Source organism: Achromobacter mucicolens (assembly GCF_029866465.1).
Lineage (GTDB): Bacteria > Pseudomonadota > Gammaproteobacteria > Burkholderiales > Burkholderiaceae_B > Achromobacter > Achromobacter mucicolens.
Window position 1 is genome coordinate 1,244,789 of record NZ_CP123364.1, and the last position, 19,908, is coordinate 1,264,696.

At 66.3% G+C, this 19,908-nt stretch carries 18 protein-coding genes; 9 read left to right on the top strand and 9 right to left on the bottom strand.

Going from position 1 to position 19,908, the window contains the following annotated elements; translation table 11 throughout:
- Positions 1-61: 61 nt before the first annotated feature.
- From QEP15_RS05625 to risA, 4 genes are all read right to left on the bottom strand, one after another.
- The gene (locus tag QEP15_RS05625; protein WP_042796792.1) at positions 62-580 is read right to left on the bottom strand and encodes a carboxymuconolactone decarboxylase family protein; all 519 of its coding nucleotides are present in this window, start codon (positions 578-580) and stop codon (positions 62-64) included.
- A gap of 74 nt (positions 581-654) precedes the next feature.
- Positions 655-1,203, bottom strand: coding sequence for a peroxiredoxin (locus tag QEP15_RS05630; RefSeq protein WP_006217982.1), 549 nt, complete (start codon positions 1,201-1,203; stop codon positions 655-657).
- A 59-nt stretch (positions 1,204-1,262) separates the two neighbouring features.
- A complete protein-coding gene (risS, locus tag QEP15_RS05635) occupies positions 1,263-2,660 on the bottom strand; it encodes a sensor histidine kinase RisS (RefSeq protein WP_056321757.1) in 1,398 nt (465 codons plus the stop codon).
- Between the two features lie 34 nt (positions 2,661-2,694).
- Entirely contained in the window at positions 2,695-3,429 is a 735-nt protein-coding gene (risA, locus tag QEP15_RS05640) for a response regulator transcription factor RisA (protein ID WP_003813882.1), read from the bottom strand.
- Positions 3,430-3,560: 131 nt separating this feature from the next.
- Between risA and tsaB the strand changes: the two genes are divergently transcribed.
- Positions 3,561-4,817, top strand: coding sequence for a tRNA (adenosine(37)-N6)-threonylcarbamoyltransferase complex dimerization subunit type 1 TsaB (tsaB, locus tag QEP15_RS05645; protein ID WP_280148550.1), 1,257 nt, complete (start codon positions 3,561-3,563; stop codon positions 4,815-4,817).
- Positions 4,814-5,839: a uracil-DNA glycosylase gene (locus QEP15_RS05650; protein ID WP_152383676.1), complete on the top strand. Its 1,026-nt coding sequence runs from the start codon at positions 4,814-4,816 to the stop codon at positions 5,837-5,839. The genes tsaB and QEP15_RS05650 overlap by 4 nt, the downstream gene beginning before the upstream one ends.
- Before the next feature lie 76 nt (positions 5,840-5,915).
- Here QEP15_RS05650 and lplT read toward each other — a convergent pair whose 3' ends face one another.
- Positions 5,916-7,229 carry a lysophospholipid transporter LplT gene (gene lplT, locus QEP15_RS05655; RefSeq protein ID WP_056321765.1) on the bottom strand — a complete coding sequence of 438 codons (1,314 nt, stop codon included), beginning with the start codon at positions 7,227-7,229 and terminating at the stop codon, positions 5,916-5,918.
- A gap of 264 nt (positions 7,230-7,493) precedes the next feature.
- Between lplT and smc the strand changes: the two genes are divergently transcribed.
- From smc to ligA, 3 genes are read left to right on the top strand one after another with little or no spacing between them, the layout of a single operon-like run.
- A complete protein-coding gene (gene smc, locus QEP15_RS05660; RefSeq protein ID WP_056321768.1) occupies positions 7,494-11,027 on the top strand; it encodes a chromosome segregation protein SMC in 3,534 nt (1,177 codons plus the stop codon).
- 46 nt (positions 11,028-11,073) lie between these two features.
- Entirely contained in the window at positions 11,074-12,141 is a 1,068-nt protein-coding gene (locus QEP15_RS05665; protein WP_217617741.1) for a cell division protein ZipA C-terminal FtsZ-binding domain-containing protein, read from the top strand.
- Positions 12,141-14,240 carry an NAD-dependent DNA ligase LigA gene (gene ligA, locus QEP15_RS05670; protein WP_280148551.1) on the top strand — a complete coding sequence of 700 codons (2,100 nt, stop codon included), beginning with the start codon at positions 12,141-12,143 and terminating at the stop codon, positions 14,238-14,240. Before QEP15_RS05665 ends, ligA begins: the two co-directional genes overlap by 1 nt.
- Positions 14,241-14,448: 208 nt before the next feature.
- Here ligA and QEP15_RS05675 read toward each other — a convergent pair whose 3' ends face one another.
- The 4 genes from QEP15_RS05675 to msrB are packed head-to-tail and all read right to left on the bottom strand — an operon-like array spanning position 14,449 to position 16,502.
- The gene (locus tag QEP15_RS05675; protein WP_056321777.1) at positions 14,449-15,225 is read right to left on the bottom strand and encodes a peptidylprolyl isomerase; all 777 of its coding nucleotides are present in this window, start codon (positions 15,223-15,225) and stop codon (positions 14,449-14,451) included.
- 17 nt (positions 15,226-15,242) lie between these two features.
- Entirely contained in the window at positions 15,243-15,512 is a 270-nt protein-coding gene (locus QEP15_RS05680) for a BolA family protein (protein WP_062840527.1), read from the bottom strand.
- 7 nt (positions 15,513-15,519) lie between these two features.
- The gene (locus tag QEP15_RS05685) at positions 15,520-16,104 is read right to left on the bottom strand and encodes a septation protein A (RefSeq protein ID WP_056321782.1); all 585 of its coding nucleotides are present in this window, start codon (positions 16,102-16,104) and stop codon (positions 15,520-15,522) included.
- Complete coding sequence (msrB, locus tag QEP15_RS05690; RefSeq protein WP_056321785.1) at positions 16,104-16,502, bottom strand: peptide-methionine (R)-S-oxide reductase MsrB; 399 nt, start codon at positions 16,500-16,502, stop codon at positions 16,104-16,106. The genes QEP15_RS05685 and msrB overlap by 1 nt, the downstream gene beginning before the upstream one ends.
- A 52-nt stretch (positions 16,503-16,554) precedes the next feature.
- Here msrB and QEP15_RS05695 point away from each other — a divergent pair, with 52 nt between their 5' ends.
- The 4 genes from QEP15_RS05695 to QEP15_RS05710 all read left to right on the top strand — a co-directional run bounded on the left by QEP15_RS05695 (position 16,555) and on the right by QEP15_RS05710 (position 19,837).
- Complete coding sequence (locus tag QEP15_RS05695; RefSeq protein ID WP_152383679.1) at positions 16,555-17,232, top strand: energy-coupling factor ABC transporter ATP-binding protein; 678 nt, start codon at positions 16,555-16,557, stop codon at positions 17,230-17,232.
- On the top strand, positions 17,229-17,825 hold the full coding sequence (locus QEP15_RS05700) for an energy-coupling factor transporter transmembrane component T family protein (protein ID WP_152383680.1): 597 nt from the start codon (positions 17,229-17,231) through the stop codon (positions 17,823-17,825). The genes QEP15_RS05695 and QEP15_RS05700 overlap by 4 nt, the downstream gene beginning before the upstream one ends.
- 37 nt (positions 17,826-17,862) lie before the next feature.
- On the top strand, positions 17,863-18,420 hold the full coding sequence (locus QEP15_RS05705) for a biotin transporter BioY (RefSeq protein WP_142050341.1): 558 nt from the start codon (positions 17,863-17,865) through the stop codon (positions 18,418-18,420).
- A 253-nt stretch (positions 18,421-18,673) separates the two neighbouring features.
- Positions 18,674-19,837 (top strand): ABC transporter substrate-binding protein, encoded by a 1,164-nt coding sequence (locus QEP15_RS05710; RefSeq protein WP_056321798.1) that lies wholly within the window; start codon positions 18,674-18,676, stop codon positions 19,835-19,837.
- The last annotated feature ends 71 nt before the right edge of the window (positions 19,838-19,908 follow it).

A 19,908-nucleotide genomic window follows, 5' to 3' on the forward strand; every position in this document is an offset into this window, starting at 1 on the left:
GCCAAAAGGAAAAGCCCGCCTGCATCATGCAGGCGGGCTTTTTTTTGCCAGCGAGGGGCGCTTACTTGCCTTGGGCGGCCAGCGCCAGCGCGGCGGCGTTGACGACGGCGGCAATCCGGCCGGCGTCGCGCAGCTGTTCGGTCGACAGGCCGTCGTTCTTCAGGTTCTCATAGTGCGAAGCCACGCAGAAATGGCACTTGCCGATGATGGAAGCCACCAGGGCGAAGAGCTCGAAGCGCTTCTTTTCCACGCCGCCGTGGGTGGCGTAGGCGTTCATGCGCAACTGGGCCGGCAGGCTCTTCAACTGGGCGTCGCCGGTCATCTCCACGTAGGGATACCAGGTGTTGTTCATGCCCATGAGGGCGGAGGCGGTCAGCGCGGCATTGGCGTCGCCTTCCGACAGGCCGCTCTTGAAGGCCTCGACCAGCACCGGGCTGCGCGCGGCGTACGCGGCGGACAGGGCGGCGCCCACGGCGTCTTCGGGAGCCAGCGTCGAGCGGGCAATCACGGCGTCCAGATTCAGGCGGATGTCCTTGGCCCAATCCGGCAGCTGTTCCTTAATGGTCGTAAGAAATTCCATAGTTTTTACCTATAATCTAGCGCAATTAATGCCCGGCGCAGGGCCTGCGGACAGGCCCCGGACCGGGCTGGAAATTACAGCGTGGCGCCGCCAACCGTACGGTTGCACGGGCACAGTTCGTCGGTTTGCAGACCGTCGAGCAGACGCAGCACTTCTTCCGGGTTACGGCCGACGTTCAGGTTGTTCACCGAAACGTGCTGGATCGTGTTGTCCGGGTCGACGATGAACGTGGCGCGCAGGGCAACGCCAGCACCCTTTTCACGCACGCCCAGTTGGTCGATCAGGGCGCCGGTGGTGTCGCCGAATTGGTAGTGACCCAGCTTGTTCAGGTCCGGGTGCTCACGGCGCCAGGCCAGCTTGACGAATTCGTTGTCGGTCGAACCGCCCAGCAGGACGGCGTCGCGGTCTTCGAAATCCTTGGCCAGCTTGTTGAAGCCGACGATTTCGGTCGGGCACACAAACGTGAAGTCTTTCGGGTAGAAGTAGATCACCTTCCACTTGCCGGGGAACGAGCTTTCGGTGATGTCTTCGAACGCCGACACGCCGTTTTCTTCGTGTTGGTTGAAGCCGGGCTTGACGCCGGTGACCTTGAAGGGTTCGAGTTTGTCGCCAACAGTTTTCATGTTTACTCCCGTAGTTGTTGGGTGGAGATAAGGCAGCGCCTCAAACCCCAAATTTTACGCTATGGATTATCGTTGTCTAATTGATAATTCCTAAACTTGGCTTTGGGCAGCTCTATCCGTGCGGTGAGTCCGCCGCCCTCGCGCGGCAGCATGCGCAGCGACCCGCCGACGTGCTTGAGCAGGCGCTCGACGATGGCCAGACCCAGGCCTGCGCCGCTGACGCCGGTGCGGGCGGCCTCGCCGCGCGAGAACGGGCGCAGCAGGCGGTCCACGTCTTCGGGCGCGATGCCGGGGCCGCGGTCGGACACTTCGATGACGATCATGCTGCCTTCGGCCTGCAGCGTCATGTTCAGGTGCGCCATCCCATCGTCGGGCGAGCGGCCATAGCGGCGCGCATTTTCGATCAGGTTGCTGACGATGCGCTTCAAGTCCAGCGCGGTGATGCGGGCGCGCAGGCCAGGTTCGAGCGAGGCTTCCAGTTCGCCGCCGAGCGAGGCGGTATGGCTGCGCTCGCGTTCATACAGTTCGGCAAGCACGGCGGAAATGTCGGTGGCCAGTTGCGGCAGCGTGCCCGCCGGGCGCGCGTATTCCATGAGCTGGCCGATGCTGTGGTCGATCTGGCCGAGGTCTTCGTCGATGGCCTGCCGCGCGTCCTCGGACACGCCGCTCAGTTCGATTTCCAGCCGCATGCGCGCAAGCGGGGTGCGCAGATCGTGCGAGATCCCGGCCAGCATGAGTTCGCGATCGGCCTCGGCCTGCCGCAAATCCTTGGCCATGCGATTGAACGACGCATTCAGGTCGCGGATCTCGAGCGGGCCCTGCTCGGGCAGCGGCGCGGGTGTTTCACCACGCGACAGCACCTGGGCCGCACGCGCCAGACGGGAGAGCGGCCGGTTGACGAATCCCACACTGACCGCGGCGCCGACCAGAGACAGCAATAGCGCGGTGGCGCCCCATCCCAGCCATTCAATGCCGCCTGTCAGGCCAATCTGCTCGCGCTCGAATACCAGCCAGTACAGGTCCTTTTCGATCTGGAAACTGACCCAGAAGCCGGGTACCTGGTTCACGCCCCAGGCAATCTGCGTTTCCGGGCCGAAGCGCGTGCGGATGTGCTGGGCCACGCGCTGCCAGTAGTCGTCGTCGGGGAGGGCTTCGGCGAAGTCGGTGACCTCGCGCGGATAGACCTGAATGCCTTCGTTGGTGGCCAGGTCGAGCAGGAGCTTGCTGCGTTCGCCGTTATGGGAATAGATCAGCGCGGTGCGCGTGATATTGACGGCCGTGATCACCCGCTGCGCCATTTGATTGGCGCGCGGTCCCAGCTCCATGCTGAAAAATACTTGAAGCCACGCGCCCAGGCTGACGAGCATCAGCGCGGCGAGCAAAAGGAACGTGCGGCCGAACAAGCCCAGCCGCAAACGTGATGTCAGGTTCCTGAATGTTCTGCGCAGGCGCGGCACGACGCTGCGCTCCTGCCCGGGGCGGGCCAGCCGATCAGCTACCACCGTCCGGGACGAACACGTATCCTAGACCCCAAACGGTCTGGATGAATACGGGCTTGGACGGGTTTGGCTCGATCAGTTTGCGCAGACGCGAGATCTGGACGTCCAGGCTGCGATCGAAGGCTTCGTATTCGCGGCCGCGAGCCAGTTCCATGAGCTTGTCGCGCGACAGGGGAATCTTCGGATGGCGCGCAAAGACCTTGAGCACCGAGAATTCACCCGTGGTGATGGGCACCTGTTCGCCGTTGCGCGTGAGCGTGCGGGTGGACAGATTCAGCACGTAGGGGCCGAAGGCGATGGATTCGTTTTCCTGGCTGGGGGCGCCGGGATGTTCTTCGGTGCCGCGGCGGCGCAGAATCGCATTGATCCGGGCCAGCAGTTCGCGGGGGTTGAAGGGTTTGGACAGGTAGTCGTCCGCGCCCATCTCCAGGCCGACGATGCGGTCGATTTCTTCCGCCTTGGCCGTCAGCATGATGATGGGGGTGTTGTCGTGACCACCGCGCAGCCGGCGACAGATGGACAGGCCATCCTCCCCGGGCAGCATCAGGTCCAGCACGAGCAGGTCGAAGTGCTCACGTTGCCAGAGTTTGCCCATCTCTTTGGCGTCTTCGGCGACGAAAACGTTGAATCCCTGTTCGGACAAGTACCGGCGCAGCAGATCGCGCAAGCGCGGATCGTCGTCAACGACGAGGATTTTTCGGGTGGGGGTGGTGTTTTGCGTATTCATGGCCGGAAATGTAACAGTGACAAGAACCGGGGGCTAGAGGGCGTTCACAAGATATTACACATTGCGATCCCTGGTTGAAATCCCCCTTACACCCGGGGGTAACAGCGCCTTATTTCGTACAATCTGCATCTATGGAACTAAACCTGCTGGCACTGGAAACTTCGTCGTCACGATGTGGCGTGGCCCTTTTGCGGGCGGTCGACGGCCGCCTGGAGATCAGCGTCCGCGAACACGAAGGTTCCCAGGAACACGCCGAGCGCCTACTGCCTATGGCCGATGCGCTGCTTGCCGAGGCCGGCATCGCCGCATCGGGGCTGCACGCCGTGGCGTTCGGGCAGGGGCCCGGCGGCTTCACCGGCCTGCGCGTGGCCTGCGGCGTCGCCCAGGGAATGGCGTTGGGGCTGGGCATCCCGGTGTTGCCTATTGTTTCGCACCAGGCCGTGGCCGCGGACGTCGATGGCACCCCTGGTGAGGCCCTGGTCGTGGCGCTGGACGCCCGCATGAACGAGGTCTATCTCGCAGTCTACCGCCGCAGCGCTGCGGCGGGTGATGAATCCGTCTGGGAAACCCTGCAGGCGCCGATGCTGATCGCCGCCGCCGAGGTCGTGCCCTGGACGGCGCACCATTTGCCGATCTGGTCGGCGCGGGCCGGGCAGCCGATCGCGCCGCTGCTGGCAGGCGATGCCTGGGACGCGTACGCCGCCGATATGGCGGCGCCCGCCGAATGGCGCCGTGCCGTCGATGCCCAGCGGCCGCAGGCAGCCAGCGTGGCGCGCCTTGCCCGCCAGGGCTGGCTGCGGGGCGAAACCCTGGCGCCCGAGCTGGCCGCGCCCCTGTATGTGCGGGACAAGGTGGCGTTCACCACCGCCGAGCGCCTGCGTGGCGAGGGCGGCAATCCCAAAGCCCAGCCATCGCTCGCCACGCCGGTGCCGCAGCCCATGACGCAGGCGGACCTGGAGGAAGTCGTGGCGCTGGAGGCGCAAGTTCAGGCGTTTCCCTGGACGCGCGGCAATTTCGCTGACGCCCTGGCGTCGGGCTACGGCGCCTGGACGTTGCGGCGCGAGGGCAAACTGGCCGGATTCTGCGTGCTGATGTATGCGCCCGACGTGGCGCACCTGCTGGTGATTGCGGTGGCGCGGGACCTGCACCGCCAGGGGCTCGGCGGCGTGCTGCTCGATTGGTGTGAACAGCAGGCGCGCGAACGGGGGCTGGAAGGGCTGTTGCTGGAAGTGCGGCCGTCCAACGCCTCGGCCATCAGTTTCTATAAGGGCCACGGCTACCTGCAGATCGGTGTGCGCCGTGGTTATTACCCGGCTGACAAGGGCGGCCGCGAGGATGCCATCGTCATGCAAAAGCGCTTTGGCCACGCCGACGGAGCCCAAGCATGAACCCGGTGGACGCCGCGGCGCGCCCTGCGCCGCCCCGCATCAACCCGTTGCAGCGCATCTGGCTGCGCGAGCTCGGCATGGAGCGGCTGTGGCTGCGTACGCCGCCTGCCGCGCCGGCCATCAAGACGCCCGTTGCGCCCGCTGTCGGCGCATCGGCGCCGGCCCCCGTGGCGGCGCCCTCGGCCCTGTCCGGCGGCGCGCCCGCTGCGGCACCCCAATCCGCCGTCGTCGCGCCGGCCCCGGCCGAATCGCCCTCTGCGGTTCCAACGATTGCGCCGCCCGCGCAGGCTGCCCAGGTTTCCGAGCCCGCCGCCACGCCGGCAGAGCCGCCATCCGGGCGCGCATCATCGGCCATTCCGGCCTCGATCCTGAACCGCACCGGCCCGCCGCCGCGGCCGGCGCCGAAGGTCGAAGTCCAGGAGGAAGCGCCACCGCCCATTCCGGTGGCCGAGGCCGTCAAGGACGCCAATCTTGAACAGCTGGCCGCGCAGGTCGTGGCGTGTTCGGCCTGCGGCCTGTGCCAGGGCCGCCGTCATGCGGTGGTCGGCCAGGGCGCTCAGCCGACCCGTTGGCTGGTGGTGGGCGAAGCGCCCGGCGAACAGGAAGACCGCCAGGGCCAGCCCTTCGTGGGCCGGTCGGGCCAGTTGCTGGACGCCATGCTGGCGGCGGTGGGCATGAGCCGCGAGCGGGACGTCTTCATCACCAATGTCATCAAGTGCCGTCCCCCGGGCAACCGCAATCCCAAGCCCGAGGAAATCGCCGCCTGCAGCCCGTATCTGATGCGGCAGATCGCGTTGCTCAAACCCGAGCGCATCCTGGTGCTGGGGCGGTTTGCCGCGCAGACGCTGTTGGGCACGGACGCCACCATCGGCAGCCTGCGGGGCCGCGTCCATCACTTGAAGACGGACGAGGGCGCGCAGATTCCGGTCGTCGTGAGCTACCACCCGGCCTACCTGCTGCGCAGCCCGTCAGAAAAGGCGCGTGCCTGGCAGGACCTGAAGCTGGCCGCCCGCGAACTGTAGCGGACCGGCGGCAAATGAAAAAACCGGGCGAGAGCCCGGTTTTTTGCTGGAAGATCAAGTGGTTGGCGCGCGCGGCCTAGTGGGTGGTATCCAGTGCGCGGCCGTGGCCTTCCTGTCCGATCTGGTCGTGCAGGTCGGGGTTGGCCTGCATGTTGCGCTTGCTCCAGCGCATGAAGACCACCATCAGCACGGCCACGACAGAGCCGAAGATCACGATGATCACGTTGATCGGCAGTTCCAGCCACAGCAGCAGCGTGTACATGGCCACCATGAGCAGGATGTTGAGCTGTTCGTTGAAGTTCTGCACGGCGATCGAATGGCCCGCCGACAGCAGCACGTGGCCGCGGTGCTGGAGCAGGGCGTTCATGGGCACCACGAAGAAACCGGCCAGGCCGCCCGTCAGCAACAGCAGCAGATAGACGCTCCAGGGCTGGTAGACCAGCGGCATCAGCAGCACGACCAGGCCCATCATGGCGCCGACCGGCAGCACGGCGAGCGCGCGGCGCAGCGGGATGCGGCCGGCCAGGATCGACCCGACCACCGTGCCCAGCGCGGCCACGCCCATCAGCATCGAGGCCTTGTCGAGCTGGTAGCCCAGGTGGCTGCGGCCCCATTCGATGACGATGAGCTGCAGCGTGGCGCCGGCGCCCCAGAACAGGGTGGTGACGGCCAGCGAGATCTGCCCCAGCTTGTCCTTCCACAGCACGCAGACATAGCCCCAGAACGTGCGCACGAGGCGCACGGGGTTCTTCTGCTGCGGCGGATAACGCACGTGGGTGCGGGGAATCATCAGGTTGCACAGCGCCGCCAGCAGGTACACGAAGGCGATGACGAGGATGGCGGCCTCGGCCGGCGTGTGGACCAGCTTGCCGATGAAGGAGTGGCTGAGCAGGGCGGTGGAAACGGACGAGGAGATCAGCAGGCCGCCCAGCACGGTGCCCAGGATGATGGAGAAGACCGTCAGGCCCTCGATCCAGCTGTTGCCCTTGACCAGCATGGTGGGCGGCAGCATTTCCGTCACGATGCCGTACTTGGCGGGGGAATAGGCCGCCGCGCCGATGCCCACCACGCCGTAGGCGGCGCAGACCAGCCAGGTCTGGTACTGGGGGGCGACGCCGATGCTGGCGTACGAGAACATCAGCAGACAGCCGGCCACCTTCAGGGCATTGGTGGAGAACATCACGCGGCCCTTGGGGTAGGAGTCCGCGATGGCGCCGACGAACGCGGCCAGCACGACATAGGCCAGCGCGAACGACCATTTCATCATCGGGGCCAGCCAGTCAGGACCGTGCAGCTCCTGTATCAGCGCGATCGCTGCGATGAACAGCGCGTTGTCCGCCAATGACGAGAAGGCCTGCGCCGCCATGACCAGATAGAAACCACGTTTCAAGAATGTCCCCGATCTTTGGCCAGAGGCTGGCCAGTCCGCGTGAAAATTATGTGTCGTGCCAAAAAGTGTCAGGGAGTATAGCCGGACCCTTGCCCCGAGCCATTGCGCGTTTGCCCGCGGGTTGCCCGGCGCCAAGGTCAGGGTGGAGACCGCCTGCGGTATCATACGACCCATATGAGAGCCGGCCCTTCTTGGGCCGGTTTGCAATCTGTGCGGCAGGTCCGTTAACGCCTTTCGTTCAACCCACCCCGTCGTCATCGTACTGTGCGCCTTACTCAGCTCAAACTCGCCGGCTTCAAGTCCTTCGTCGACCCCACCGTCATCCCCGTGCCCAGCCAGCTGGTCGGCGTGGTGGGACCCAATGGCTGCGGCAAGTCGAACATCATCGACGCCGTGCGCTGGGTGCTGGGCGAAGCCAAGGCATCGGAACTGCGTGGCGAGTCCATGCAGGACGTCATCTTCAATGGCTCGGGCAACCGCAAGCCCGCCGCCCGGGCTTCGGTCGAAATGGTGTTCGACAACAGCGAGGGGCGCGCTGCCGGCCAATGGAGCAGCTACGCCGAAATTGCGGTGCGCCGGGTGTTGACCCGGGACGGCACCAGCAGCTATTTCGTCAACAACCAGCAGGTCCGCCGCCGCGACATCCACGACATCTTCCTGGGCACGGGCCTGGGCGCCCGTGGCTACGCCATCATCGGGCAGGGCATGATCAACCGCCTGATCGAAGCCCGCCCCGAAGAACTGCGGGTCTTCCTGGAAGAAGCGGCCGGCGTGTCGCGCTACAAGGAACGCCGCCGCGAGACCGAAAACCGCCTGTCCGACACGCGCGAGAACCTGACCCGCGTCGAAGACATCCTGCGTGAATTGAACAGCCAGCTCGAAAAGCTGGAAGCCCAGGCCGAAGTGGCCACCCGCTACCGCGAGCTCCAGGCCGACGGCGAAAAGAAGCAGCATTCGCTGTGGCTGCTGAAGGAAACCGGGGCCCGCGAGGAACGCGCCAAGAAGGCGCAGGAAATGGCGCAGGCCCAGAACGAACTGGAAGCGGCCATTGCCGGGCTGCGTGCGGGCGAGGCCGCGCTGGAATCCCGGCGCCAGGCCCACTACGCCGCCAGCGACGCCGTCCATACCGCGCAGGGCGCCCTGTACGAGGCCAACGCCCAGGTCAGCCGCCTGGAAGCCGAGATCCGCCACGTCGTCGATTCCCGCAACCGCCTGCAGGCCCGTCGTGATCAGCTTCAGCAGCAGATCGCCGAATGGACCAGCCAGCGCGAGCACTGCACCGAACAGATCGCCCAGGCCGAAGACGACCTGGCCGCGGCCGCCGCGCGCACCGAAGAGGCGCGCGCCACCGCGGAAGACGCGCAGGCGGGCCTGCCCTCGGTCGAGCAGCGCGTGCGCGAAGCCGCCGCCGGCCGCGACGAGATGCGCGCGGCTCTGGCCCGTGTCGAGCAGAACCTTGCGCTGGTCGCGCAGACCCAGCGCGACGCCGACCGCCAGATGCAGACCCTGGACCAGCGGCGCGAGCGCCTGCAACAGGAACTGCGCGAACTGCACAGCCCCGACCCCGAGCGCCTGGAACAACTGGCCGGCGACCGCGCCGCGGGCGAAGACCAGCTCGAAGCCGCCCAGGAAGAACTGGCCGTCCTGGAGGGCCGCGTGCCCGAGGCCGACGCCGAGCGCAGCCGCGCCCAGGCCGCCGCCCAGACCGAAGCCCAGAACCTGGCCCGCCTGGAAGCCCGCCTGTCCGCGCTGGTCAAGCTGCAGGACGACGTGCAGAAGCAGGGCGCGCTCGAACCCTGGCTGGCCAAGCACGAACTCGCCGGATTGTCGCGCCTGTGGCAGAAGCTGCACGTTGAACCGGGCTGGGAAACCGCCCTGGAATCGGCGCTGCGCGAACGCATGGCTTCCATGGAAGTGCGCAATCTGGATTGGGCGCGCGCCTTTGCCGACGATGCGCCGCCCGCCCGGCTGGCGTTCTATCAACTGCCCGCCGCCGCGCCCACGCCGCCGGCGCCGGCAGGTTTCACGCCGCTGGCCAGCCTGCTGCGCATCACCGATCCCGACCTGCGCACGCTGCTGAACGAATGGCTGGCGGGCGTCTACACGGCCAATGACCTGACCCAGGCCCTGGCCCTGCGCGCCACCTTGCCCGCCGGCGCTGCCTGCGTGGTGAAGGCCGGTCACCTGATCGACGCGCACAGCGTGCGTTTCTATGCGCCCGACTCGGAACAGGCTGGCCTCCTGGCGCGCCAGCAGGAAATCGAAAACCTGCAGCGCGAGATCAAGGCCCAGCAACTGATCGCCGACCAGGCCCGCGCCGCGGTTGCCCGCGCCGAAGCCGCCTGGCAGCAGGTGTCCCAGGCCATCTCGCCGGCGCGCACGCGTGTGGCCGAAGTCACGCGCCGCGTGCACGACATTCAGCTGGAACATTCGCGGCTGCAGCAGCAGGCCGAACAGTCCGGCGAACGCGCCTCGCGCCTGCGTCAGGACCTGGAAGAAATCAAGGCGCACGAAGAAGACCTGCGCGCCACGCGCGAAGAGGCCGAGGCCCGCTTCGAAGCGTTGGACGAAGAACTCGCCGAGCACCAGTCCAAGTTCGCCGATGCCGAGATGGACGGCGAGACGCTGGCGGCGCAAGCCGAGGCGGCCCGCACCCGTCTGCGCGAACTGGAGCGCGCTGCCCAGGAAGCCGAATTCGCCGAACGCGGCATCCAGGTCCGCATCACCGACCTGCAGCGCAACCAGCAGCTGGCCGCAGACCAGAGCCAGCGCGGCGCGGTCGAGCTGGAACAGTTGATGGGCGACCTGGCGGAGCTTGACGCGTCCGCGTCGCAGGCCGGCTTGCAGGATGCCCTGGAAATGCGCGCCGAGCGCGAGGAAGCGCTGTCGCGCGCCCGCCAGGAACTCGAAAACCTGGCAGCCCTGCTGCGCGGCGCCGACGAGGACCGCCAGCAACAGGAGCAGACGCTGGAACCGCGCCGCGCGCGCATCATGGAATTGCAACTGCAGGAGCAGGCCGCGCGACTGGCTGAAGAACAGTTCACGGAGCAGCTCAACGCGCGCGAAGTCGACCGCGAGGAGCTGGCCCAGTTCCTGGCCAACCAACCCGACGAATGGCGCCGCGCCAGCTGGCTGCAACAGGAAGTCGGCCGCATCTCGCGCCAGATCGAAGCGCTGGGCTCGGTCAACCTGGCCGCGCTCGACGAGCTGAACACCTCGCGCGAACGCAAGGGCTTCCTGGATTCCCAGCACCAGGACCTGATGACCGCCATCGAGACCCTCGAAGACGCCATCCGCAAGATCGACCGCGAGACGCGCGAACTGCTGCAAGAGACCTTCAACATCGTCAACGGCCACTTCGGCGATCTCTTCCCCAAGCTCTTCGGCGGGGGCGAGGCCAAGCTCAGCATGACCGGCGAAGAAATTCTCGACGCCGGCGTGCAGGTGATGGCGCAGCCGCCGGGCAAGCGCAACAGCACGATCCATCTGCTGTCGGGCGGCGAAAAGGCGCTGACCGCGACGGCGCTGGTGTTCGCGTTGTTCAAGCTGAACCCCGCGCCGTTCTGCCTGCTCGACGAGGTGGACGCGCCGCTGGACGACGCCAACACCGAACGCTATGCGAATCTGGTCGCCAACATGAGCGAGCAGACACAGTTCCTCTTCATCTCGCACAACAAGATCGCGATGCAAATGGCAAAGCAATTGATCGGTGTAACCATGCAAGAGCAAGGGGTTTCGCGTATCGTTGCGGTAGACATAGATTCGGCCGTCCAGATGATGGCCTCCGAAGCGGCATAAACCCAATATTGAGAAAGGCGCCGCCTTCCAGGCGCGGGATTTATACATGAGTGATTTGCAGATCGGGCTGATAGCCCTGGGCGTCTTGCTGATACTGCTGGTGTTGGGATTCAACTGGTGGCAGGACCGGCGCGTGCGCCGCAAGATGCAGAGCCACTTCCCCACGTCCGAACAGGATCCGTTGCTGGGCGCGGGGGCGGCGGGCGCCGCCACGGCCAATGTGGCCCGGCGCGAGCCCGGCATGGGCGGTGAGCCCGCGCGCGCGCAGCCCGGCCAACCGGCCCCCGTCGATCCCGGCAGCGATGCCGACGACGCGGAAGAACCCGATCCCGCGTGCGAAGTGGTCATCGAGATCAACTTTGCCGACGCGGTGCGCGGCGCGGATCTGCTGCCTTACATGCAGAGCCTGCGCAACGTGGGCCGCAAGCCCATGCGCGTGTTCGCTGAAACCGACCAGCGCCGCCACCGCGCGCGCGTCCATCCCGGCGAATCCTATGCCTCCATGCAGCTGGCCGTGCTGCTGGCCAACCGCAGCGGCCCGTTGACCGCCATCGAATGGTCGCAAGCCTGGGCGCGTGCCCAGGACATGGCCGAGCGCTTCGACGCCACGATCGAAGGCCCCGACCAGCAGGCCGTGCTGGAGCAGGGCGCCCGACTGGACGACACCTGCGCCGCACTGGACACCCAGGTTGGCCTGACGCTGCTGTTGGGCTCGGCCCAACCGGCAGCCGAAGTCCTGGCCGTGGCGCGCGACGTCGGTTTCGTCGCCGACGGCAACCGCCTTGCGTGGCCCAACGAAAACGGCGTGGCCCGCTTCACGCTGGCCCGCGCAGACGGCGCGGCGTTCGACGCGGGCATGGGCGGCATCGAACGCCTGTACCTGCTGCTGGACGTGCCGTGCAGCCCGGCCGACACCCGAGCCTTTGGCCGCATGGTCGACGTGGGCCGCGACCTGGCGTCGCGCCTGCGCGCCGAGCTGGTCGACGATCAGGGCAAGCCCCTGGCCGATGGCTCTGAAGCCGTCATCGACGAGCGCCTGCAGGTTCTCTTCGGCCAACTCGAACAAGCGGGTCTGCCCGCCGGCAGCGAGCGCGCCCAGCGGGTGTTTGCCTGATGGCAAGCAGGTCCGGCGAGAACCCGGCGCAAGCCGCGGCGCGCCTGCGCGCCGAAATCGAACAGCACAACGTCCGCTACTACGTCTACGACGAGCCTTCCGTCTCGGACGCCGAGTACGACGGGCTGATGCGCGAATTGCAGGCCCTGGAGGCCGAGCACCCGGAACTGGTGACGCCGGAATCGCCCACGCAGCGCGTGGGCGCGGCGCCAGTCTCCGCGTTTGGCAGCGTGCACCACGTGGTGCCGATGCTGTCGCTGAACAATGCGTTTTCCGAGGAAGAGGTGGCCGCCTTCGACCGCCGCGTCACCGAGACGCTGCGCGGCGCCGGCATGCTGGGACCCGCGCAGCAGCCGGACTACTTCTGTGAACTGAAGCTCGACGGCCTGGCGATCAGCCTGCGCTACGAGGACGGCCGCCTGGTGCAGGCCGCCACCCGCGGCGACGGCCAGACCGGCGAGGACGTCACGTCCAACATCCGCACGATCAAGGCGATTCCCCTGCAGTTGAAGGGCGCGGCCCCAAAGGTGCTGGAGGTGCGCGGTGAGGTGCTGATGAACCGCGCCGACTTCGAAAAGCTGAACGCCGCGCAGGCCAAGCGCGACGAAAAGGTCTTCGTCAACCCGCGCAATGCGGCGGCAGGCAGCCTGCGCCAGCTCGATCCGCGCATCACGGCCAAGCGGCCGCTGCGTTTCTTTGCCTACGGCTGGGGCGAGGTCCAGGGCTTGCCCGGCTCGCAGAGCGGCTTGTTTGACGAAGCCTCCGCGGGCGCGGCGCAGGCGTCGCAACTGCCCGAGAAATCTCACGGCGCCATGCTGGCGTGGCTGTCCTCGCTGGGACTGCCGGTCAATGTGGTGCACAACCATCGCGCAACCGGCGCGCAAGGCCTGATGGACTTCTACGCCAAGGTGGGCGCCTTGCGCGCCACCCTGCCGTACGACATCGACGGCGTGGTCTACAAGGTTGATTCGCTGCCCGCGCAGAAGGTGCTGGGCTTCGTGGCGCGCGCGCCGCGCTTTGCGCTGGCGCACAAGTTCGCGGCCGAAGAAGCCACCACGACGCTGGTGGACATCGAGGTGCAGGTGGGCCGCACCGGCGCCATCACCCCGGTCGCGCGGCTCAAGCCCGTGTTCGTGGGCGGCGTTACCGTCACCAACGCCACGCTGCACAACGAAGACGAGATCCGCCGCAAGGACGTGCGCATTGGCGACACCGTCATCGTGCGGCGTGCGGGCGACGTGATTCCCGAAGTGCTGGGCCCGGTGCTGGAAAAGCGGCCCGACGATGCGCGGGAATTCGTCATGCCGACGCAATGCCCGGTCTGCGAATCGGCCATCGAGCGCCTGGAAGGCGAGACCATCGCGCGCTGCACCGGGGGCCTTTTCTGTGGCGCCCAGCGCAAGCAGACGCTGTGGCACGCGGCCAGCCGCAAGGCGTTGGACATCGAAGGCCTGGGCGAAAAGCTGGTGGACCAGTTGGTGGACAGCGGCCGCGTCAAGACACTGGCAGACCTGTACAGCCTGCGTCCGCTGGAACTCGTGGGCCTGGACCGCATGGGCCAGAAGTCCGCGGACAACCTGGTGGCCGCCATCGAGAAGGCGCGCTCGCCCAACCTGTCCCGGCTGCTCTTCGCGCTGGGCATCCGCCACGTGGGCGAAACCACGGCGCGGGACGTCGCGCGGCATTTCGGCAGCATCGACGCCATCATGGACGCGGATGAAGACGCGTTGTCGTCGGTGCCGGACGTGGGGCCCGTGGTGGCCGCGTCGATCCGGCATTTCTTTGCCGAGCAGCACAACCGCGACGTCATCGAGCAACTGAAGTCGCAGGGCGTGAACCCGGTGGCCGAAGCCGCGCCGCAAGACACCACGCTGGCCGGCAAGACCTTCGTGCTGACCGGCACGCTGCCCAACTGGACGCGCGAAGAGGCCTCGATGCACATCCAGGCCGCAGGCGGCAAGGTCAGCGGCTCGGTGTCCAAGAAGACGGCCTATCTGGTCGCGGGCGAAGATTCCGGCAGCAAGCTGACCAAGGCCCAGGAACTGGGCGTGCCGGTGCTGGATGAGGACGGACTGAAGGCGCTGCTGGGCGTTTCCTAGCCTGGACGCTGCCGCGCGCTAACGAAGTAGGGCTGCACGCCACCGGCGTGCAGCCCTTCTTGTTGTTTGCTGGGGGGGGGGCGGTGTCAGACACCCTGCAGAGATGGTCTTCAGCTTGAGGTAGCGTTTCAAGGGGTGTCTGACACCTGAGCCGAGCGCAAAAAAAACTGCCCGCGATCGGCGGGCAGTTTTTTGAGCAGCGCAGACCTTACTGGATCTTGGCCTTTTCGCGCAGTTGCTTTTGGTAGTCGGCCAGGGTTTGCTGGCGCAGCATTTCTTCCAGCTGCGGGCGGACCTGATCCATCGGCGGGAATTCGACCGGACGGGTGTCGTCAACCATGATGATGTGCCAGCCGAACTGGGTCTGGACCGGCTTGTCGACCAGTTGGCCCTTCTTGAGCTGCGTCACGGCTTGCGCGAACGGCTGCACGTAGTTGGTCGGGGGCGCCCAACCCAGATCGCCACCCTTTTCGGCGCTGCCCGGGTCCTTCGAGTTCTTCTTGGCCAGGTCGTCGAACTTGCCCTTGTTTTTCTGCAACTGGGCCAGCAGGTCGTTCGCCTTCTTCTCGTCTTCGACGAGGATGTGGCGGACCTTGTATTCCATCTTGCCGGCCTGTTCCTTCTTGATCTTCTCGTATTCGGCGGTGACCTGGGCGTCGGTGACCGGGTGCTTGGCCAGGTAGTCGGCCATCAGCGCGCGGACCAGGATGCCTTGGCGGGCCAGTTCGATTTCGGTCTGGACGTCGGCCTGCTTGGCGATGCCGCTGGATTCGGCGGCTTGCACGAAGATCTGGCGGTTGATCATTTCCTGCTTGACCTGTTCGCGCAGTTGGGGCGAATCGGTGGCGCCTTGGCCGACCAGGAGCTTGACGAATTGATCCAGGCTCTTTTGCGGGATGGCCTTGCCGTTGACGGTTGCCACGTTTTGCGCAAAAGCCGGCACGGCGATGACGCAGGCCGCAGCCAGCATGACGATGCGTTTCATGAATATCCTTTTACTTTCTATTTGGGAGCCTGGGCGTCAAGCGCAAGCGCATGAATCGGATAGGGGATCAAATCTTGCAAATGATGATACACCAGCCGGTGCCGCGCAACGGCGGAGAGCCCCGTAAAGCAAGGCGCTACGATGATGACGCGGTAATGGCCGGCGCCGTTTTTACTGCCTTCGTGGCCGGCATGCAAATGGGAGTCGTCCAGGATGTCCAGGCTGACGGGTTCCAGGGCGGCAAGGCGCTCCCGGATCAGGGCGATACGGTCGGTGGTTTCTGGCATGGGAAGCTCAGGGCTTGCCGGGCGGCGTGGCGCCCGGGTTGGCCGGCGTGTTTTCCTCGGTCTGGATGTGCTTGCCCAGCCACAGGGACTGGCCAATCACGAAGACGATCATCAGTCCCATGAGGCCGAAGGCCTTGAAACTGACCCATTGGGATTCGGTGAAGTGACCCGAGAACGCGACATACAGATTGAGCGCGCCGGCAATCAGGAAGAAGGCGGCCCAGATCATGTTCAGCTTGTCCCACGCGGCGTCCGGCAGCTGGATCTGCTTTTCCATCAGGCGGCGGATCAGGTTGCGCTTGAACAACAGGCGGGCAAAGACCAGCGCGCCGCCGAACATCCAGTACAGCACCGTGGGCTTCCATTTGATGAAGACGTCGCTGTGCAGCCAGATGGTGGCGCCGCCGAACACCAGGATGACCGTCAGGTTGATCCAGTGCATGGCCTCGGTGGGGCGTCCGGTGGCTTTGAGCCAGACGATCTGCGCCACCGCGGCCGCCATGGCGACGCCCGTGGCGGTGAAGATGTCCGTATACCTGTAGGCGATGAAGAACAGGAGCAGCGGAAAGAGGTCGAACAGGAACTTCTTCATCAGTCTTCTAGGGGCTCAAACGTCATCGACAGGGAATTGATGCAGTAGCGCAGGCCGGTGGGTTCGGGACCGTCGGGAAAGACGTGGCCGAGGTGGGCGTCGCAGACGTTGCACAGCACTTCGGTGCGAACCATGCCGTGGCTGATGTCGCGCTCTTCGCGCACCAGTTCGGGGTCCAGCGCCTGAAAATAGCTGGGCCAGCCGCAGCCGGCGTCGAATTTGGTGTCGGATGCGAACAGCGCGGTGCCACAGCCGACGCAACGGTAGATGCCAGGGGTGAAAGTATCCCAGTAGCGCCCGGTGAATGCGCGTTCGGTACCCTTTTGGCGGGTGACCACGTATTCTTCGGGGGAAAGCTGGGCGCGCCATTCGGCGTCGGTTTTGCGTACTTTTTCCATATGAGCTCTTGGAGTCGCGATGCCCGAAATGGTTCGGGCATAATCCCGCCCCATGTTAATCGAGTTTGACCAGGCGGTAGTGTCGACGCCCCAGGCGGAAGTGTTGCGCGGGGTGAGCGTCACCCTGGCCGAACGCCGCGTCGGCATCGTCGGTCCCAACGGCGCCGGCAAGAGCACGCTGGCGCGGCTGGTCAATGGCCTGGTGGCGCCCACGTCGGGCAGCGTGCGCGTGGATGGGTTGGATACGCGGCAAGAGCTGAAGGCCGTGCGTGCGCGCGTCGGCTTCGTCTTTCAGAACCCGGAAAACCAGATCGTCTTTCCCATCGTGCGCGAAGACCTGGCGTTCGGCCTGAAGCGCCTGGCGCCCGACCGCCACGAGCGCGAGGCCCGCATCGACAGCCAGTTGAACCGGCTGGGCGTGGGCCATCTGGCCGACCGCAGCAGCCACACGCTGTCCGGCGGCGAACGCCAATTGGTGGCGCTGGCCGCCGTATTGGTCATGGAGCCCGCGCTCATCGTCTTTGACGAACCCACCACGCAGCTCGACCTGCGCAACCGCAACCGGGTGCGCGCCGCCATCGACGGGCTGCCCCACGACGCCATCGTCGTGACCCATGACCTGGAACTGCTCGAGGATTTTGACCGCGTGCTGGTCGTGCGTGACGGCGCGATCGCCGCCGACGACACGCCTGCCGCCGCGCTGCGCTGGTACCGGGAGCACTGCGCATGATGGAGCCGCTGTACGTCACGGGCAACACACCGCTGCACCGGCTGCCGGCATGGGTGAAGCTGCTGGCGCTGATGGCGGCGGGCGCGGGCCTGTTCCTGCTTCGCGATCCGCTCTGGCTGGCGTTTGCCTTCGGCGTCTCGGTGGCGATGGTCTGGTCCACGGGCGTCGCGGCAGCGGTCGTGTGGCGCCAGGTGCGCGGGCTGCTCTGGGTGCTGCTGGCCGTGGCGCTGTTCACCGGCTGGTTCCAGGGGCCGATCGAGGCCCTGGCCGTCGTGCTGCGTGTGGCGGCAATGGTCGGACTGGCCCTTGCCGTGACCCTGTCCACCCGCACGTCCGACCTGATTGCCGTCTGCGAGCGGACCTTGCGGCCGCTGGAGCGCACGGGGCTGGTCGATGCCGAGAAGGTGGCGCTGGCCCTTGCGCTGGCGCTGCGCTTCGTGCCGGAGATCTGGCGCAATTTCCAGGAGATCCGCGAGGCGCAGGCCGCGCGCGGTCTGGGCGCAAACCCGGTCGCGCTGATCGTGCCGCTGATCGTGTTGACCTTGAAGCGGGCCCAGGAAGTGTCCGAAGCGATCGACGCGCGCAGCTTCTGACCGCACGCGCCCAACATTCATATCCGAGGGGAACCCCATGAAATCGAACAATACGGTGCTGGTCGCGTTGTTTGCGGCGCTGATCGTCGTCCTGAGCCTGATGCCGCCCATTCCCATGCCCGGCATTCCCGTGCCCATCACCTTGCAGACGCTTGGCGCGATGCTGGCCGGCGCCATGCTCGGCCCCGTGCGTGGCGCGCTGGCGTGCCTGCTGTATCTGGCGCTGGCGGCGGTCGGCCTGCCCGTGCTGCCCGGCGGCCGCGGCGGACTGGGCGCGTTCTTCGGTCCGACGGGCGGGTTCCTGGTCGGCATGGTGGCCGGCGCATTCGTGACGGGCTGGCTGACGCGCCGCCTGGCCGCGCGCGCATCCGGCACGTGGATGGGGCTGGCGGGCTACGTGGCCGCCTGCGTCGTCGGCGGCATTGCGGTGGTGTACGCGTTTGGCGTGCCGTGGCTGGCGGCGGTGGCGAAGATGGACATGGCCAAGGCCGCCGGTGCGGTCGCGGTGTTCCTGCCGGGCGATCTGGTCAAGGCCGTGGTGGCCGCCTGGGTTGCGTCGCGCGTCGAACGGGTGTGGCCGATGCTGGGCCGTTGAGCCCCCCTTGAAAACCCCAGTCGCCCCAAGGGAATCCCCCAACATGACGCCTGCGGCCCTTTCAAGTACAAGTTCGCCATTAACAAATGCGTTTGCCAAATCACGATTTCCATAGCACATCAGGGAATTACCGTAGTTGCGCTACGTCATCTGATACTGTTTTAACCATATAATATTTTTTTCTGTATAACTTTAAACAGGCTCGCTTCGCCTCGTTCGAGGCACATAAGAGCCAACCACAGGAGACAAAAACATGCGCAAGCACTTCGGCTTGTCCGCGGCCGCCGCCGCTGTAGCCCTGACTCTGCCGCTTCTGGCGAGCGCACAGGTCAAGGTTGGCGTCACGGTTGCCAGCACCGGCCCCGCCGCCTCGCTGGGCATCCCCGAGCGCAACACCGTGGCCCTGCTGCCCAAGGAAGTCGCCGGCCAGAAGATCGAATGGATCGTGCTGGACGATGCCACCGACACCACGCAGGCCGTCAAGAACTCGCGCAAGCTGGCTTCCGACGACAAGGTCGACGTGCTGATCGGCACGTCCATCACCCCGGGCTCGCTCGCGATGGTCGATGTGGCCGCCGAAGCCAAGGTGCCGATGATCAGCGTGGCCGCCAGCGCCAAGATCGTCGAACCCGTGGACGACAAGCGCCGCTGGGTCTTCAAGACCCCGCAGAACGACGCGCTGATGGCCGGCGCCCTGGCTGACGCCATGGCCAAGTCCAAGGTCAAGACGCTGGGCTTCATCGGTTTTGCCGACGCCTACGGCGACGGCTGGCTGGACGTGATGCAGAAGGCCGCCAAGGCCAAGGGCATCGAGATCGTCGCCATCGAAAAATACGGCCGCACCGACACCAGCGTGACGGGCCAGGTGCTCAAGCTGGTCGGCGCCAAGCCCGACGCCATCCTGATCGCCGGCGCCGGCACCCCGTCGGCGCTGCCGCAAAAGGAATTGAAGGCCCGCAACTACGGCGGCACCATCTACCAGACCCACGGCGCCGCCAACAACGACGTGCTGCGCGTCTGCGGCAAGGACTGCGACGGCATGTACCTGCCGGCCGGCCCGCTGCTGGTCGCCGCGCAACTGCCTGACAGCAACCCGGTCAAGAAGTCGGCCCTGGCCTACGTGGAAACCTACGAAAAGGCCAATGGCGCCGGTTCGACCAACACGTTCGGCGGCCACATGTGGGATGCCGGCCAACTGGTCGTCGCCGCGCTGCCCGTGGCGCTCAAGACGGGCGCCAAGCCCGGCACGCCCGAATTCCGTGCCGCGATGCGCGACGCGCTGGAAGGCGTGAAGGACCTGGCCGTGTCGCAAGGCGTGTTCAACATGTCGCCCACGGACCACGCCGGCTTTGACGAGCGCTCGCGCGTCATGGTCAAGGTGGAAAACGGCAAGTGGGTCTACCAGCCCGGCCTGTAATCCCCCAGGATCGCCCGAGCGCGGGCTGCCCATAGCGGGCGCCCGAGGCGCGGGGGCGGCACACCGCCCGC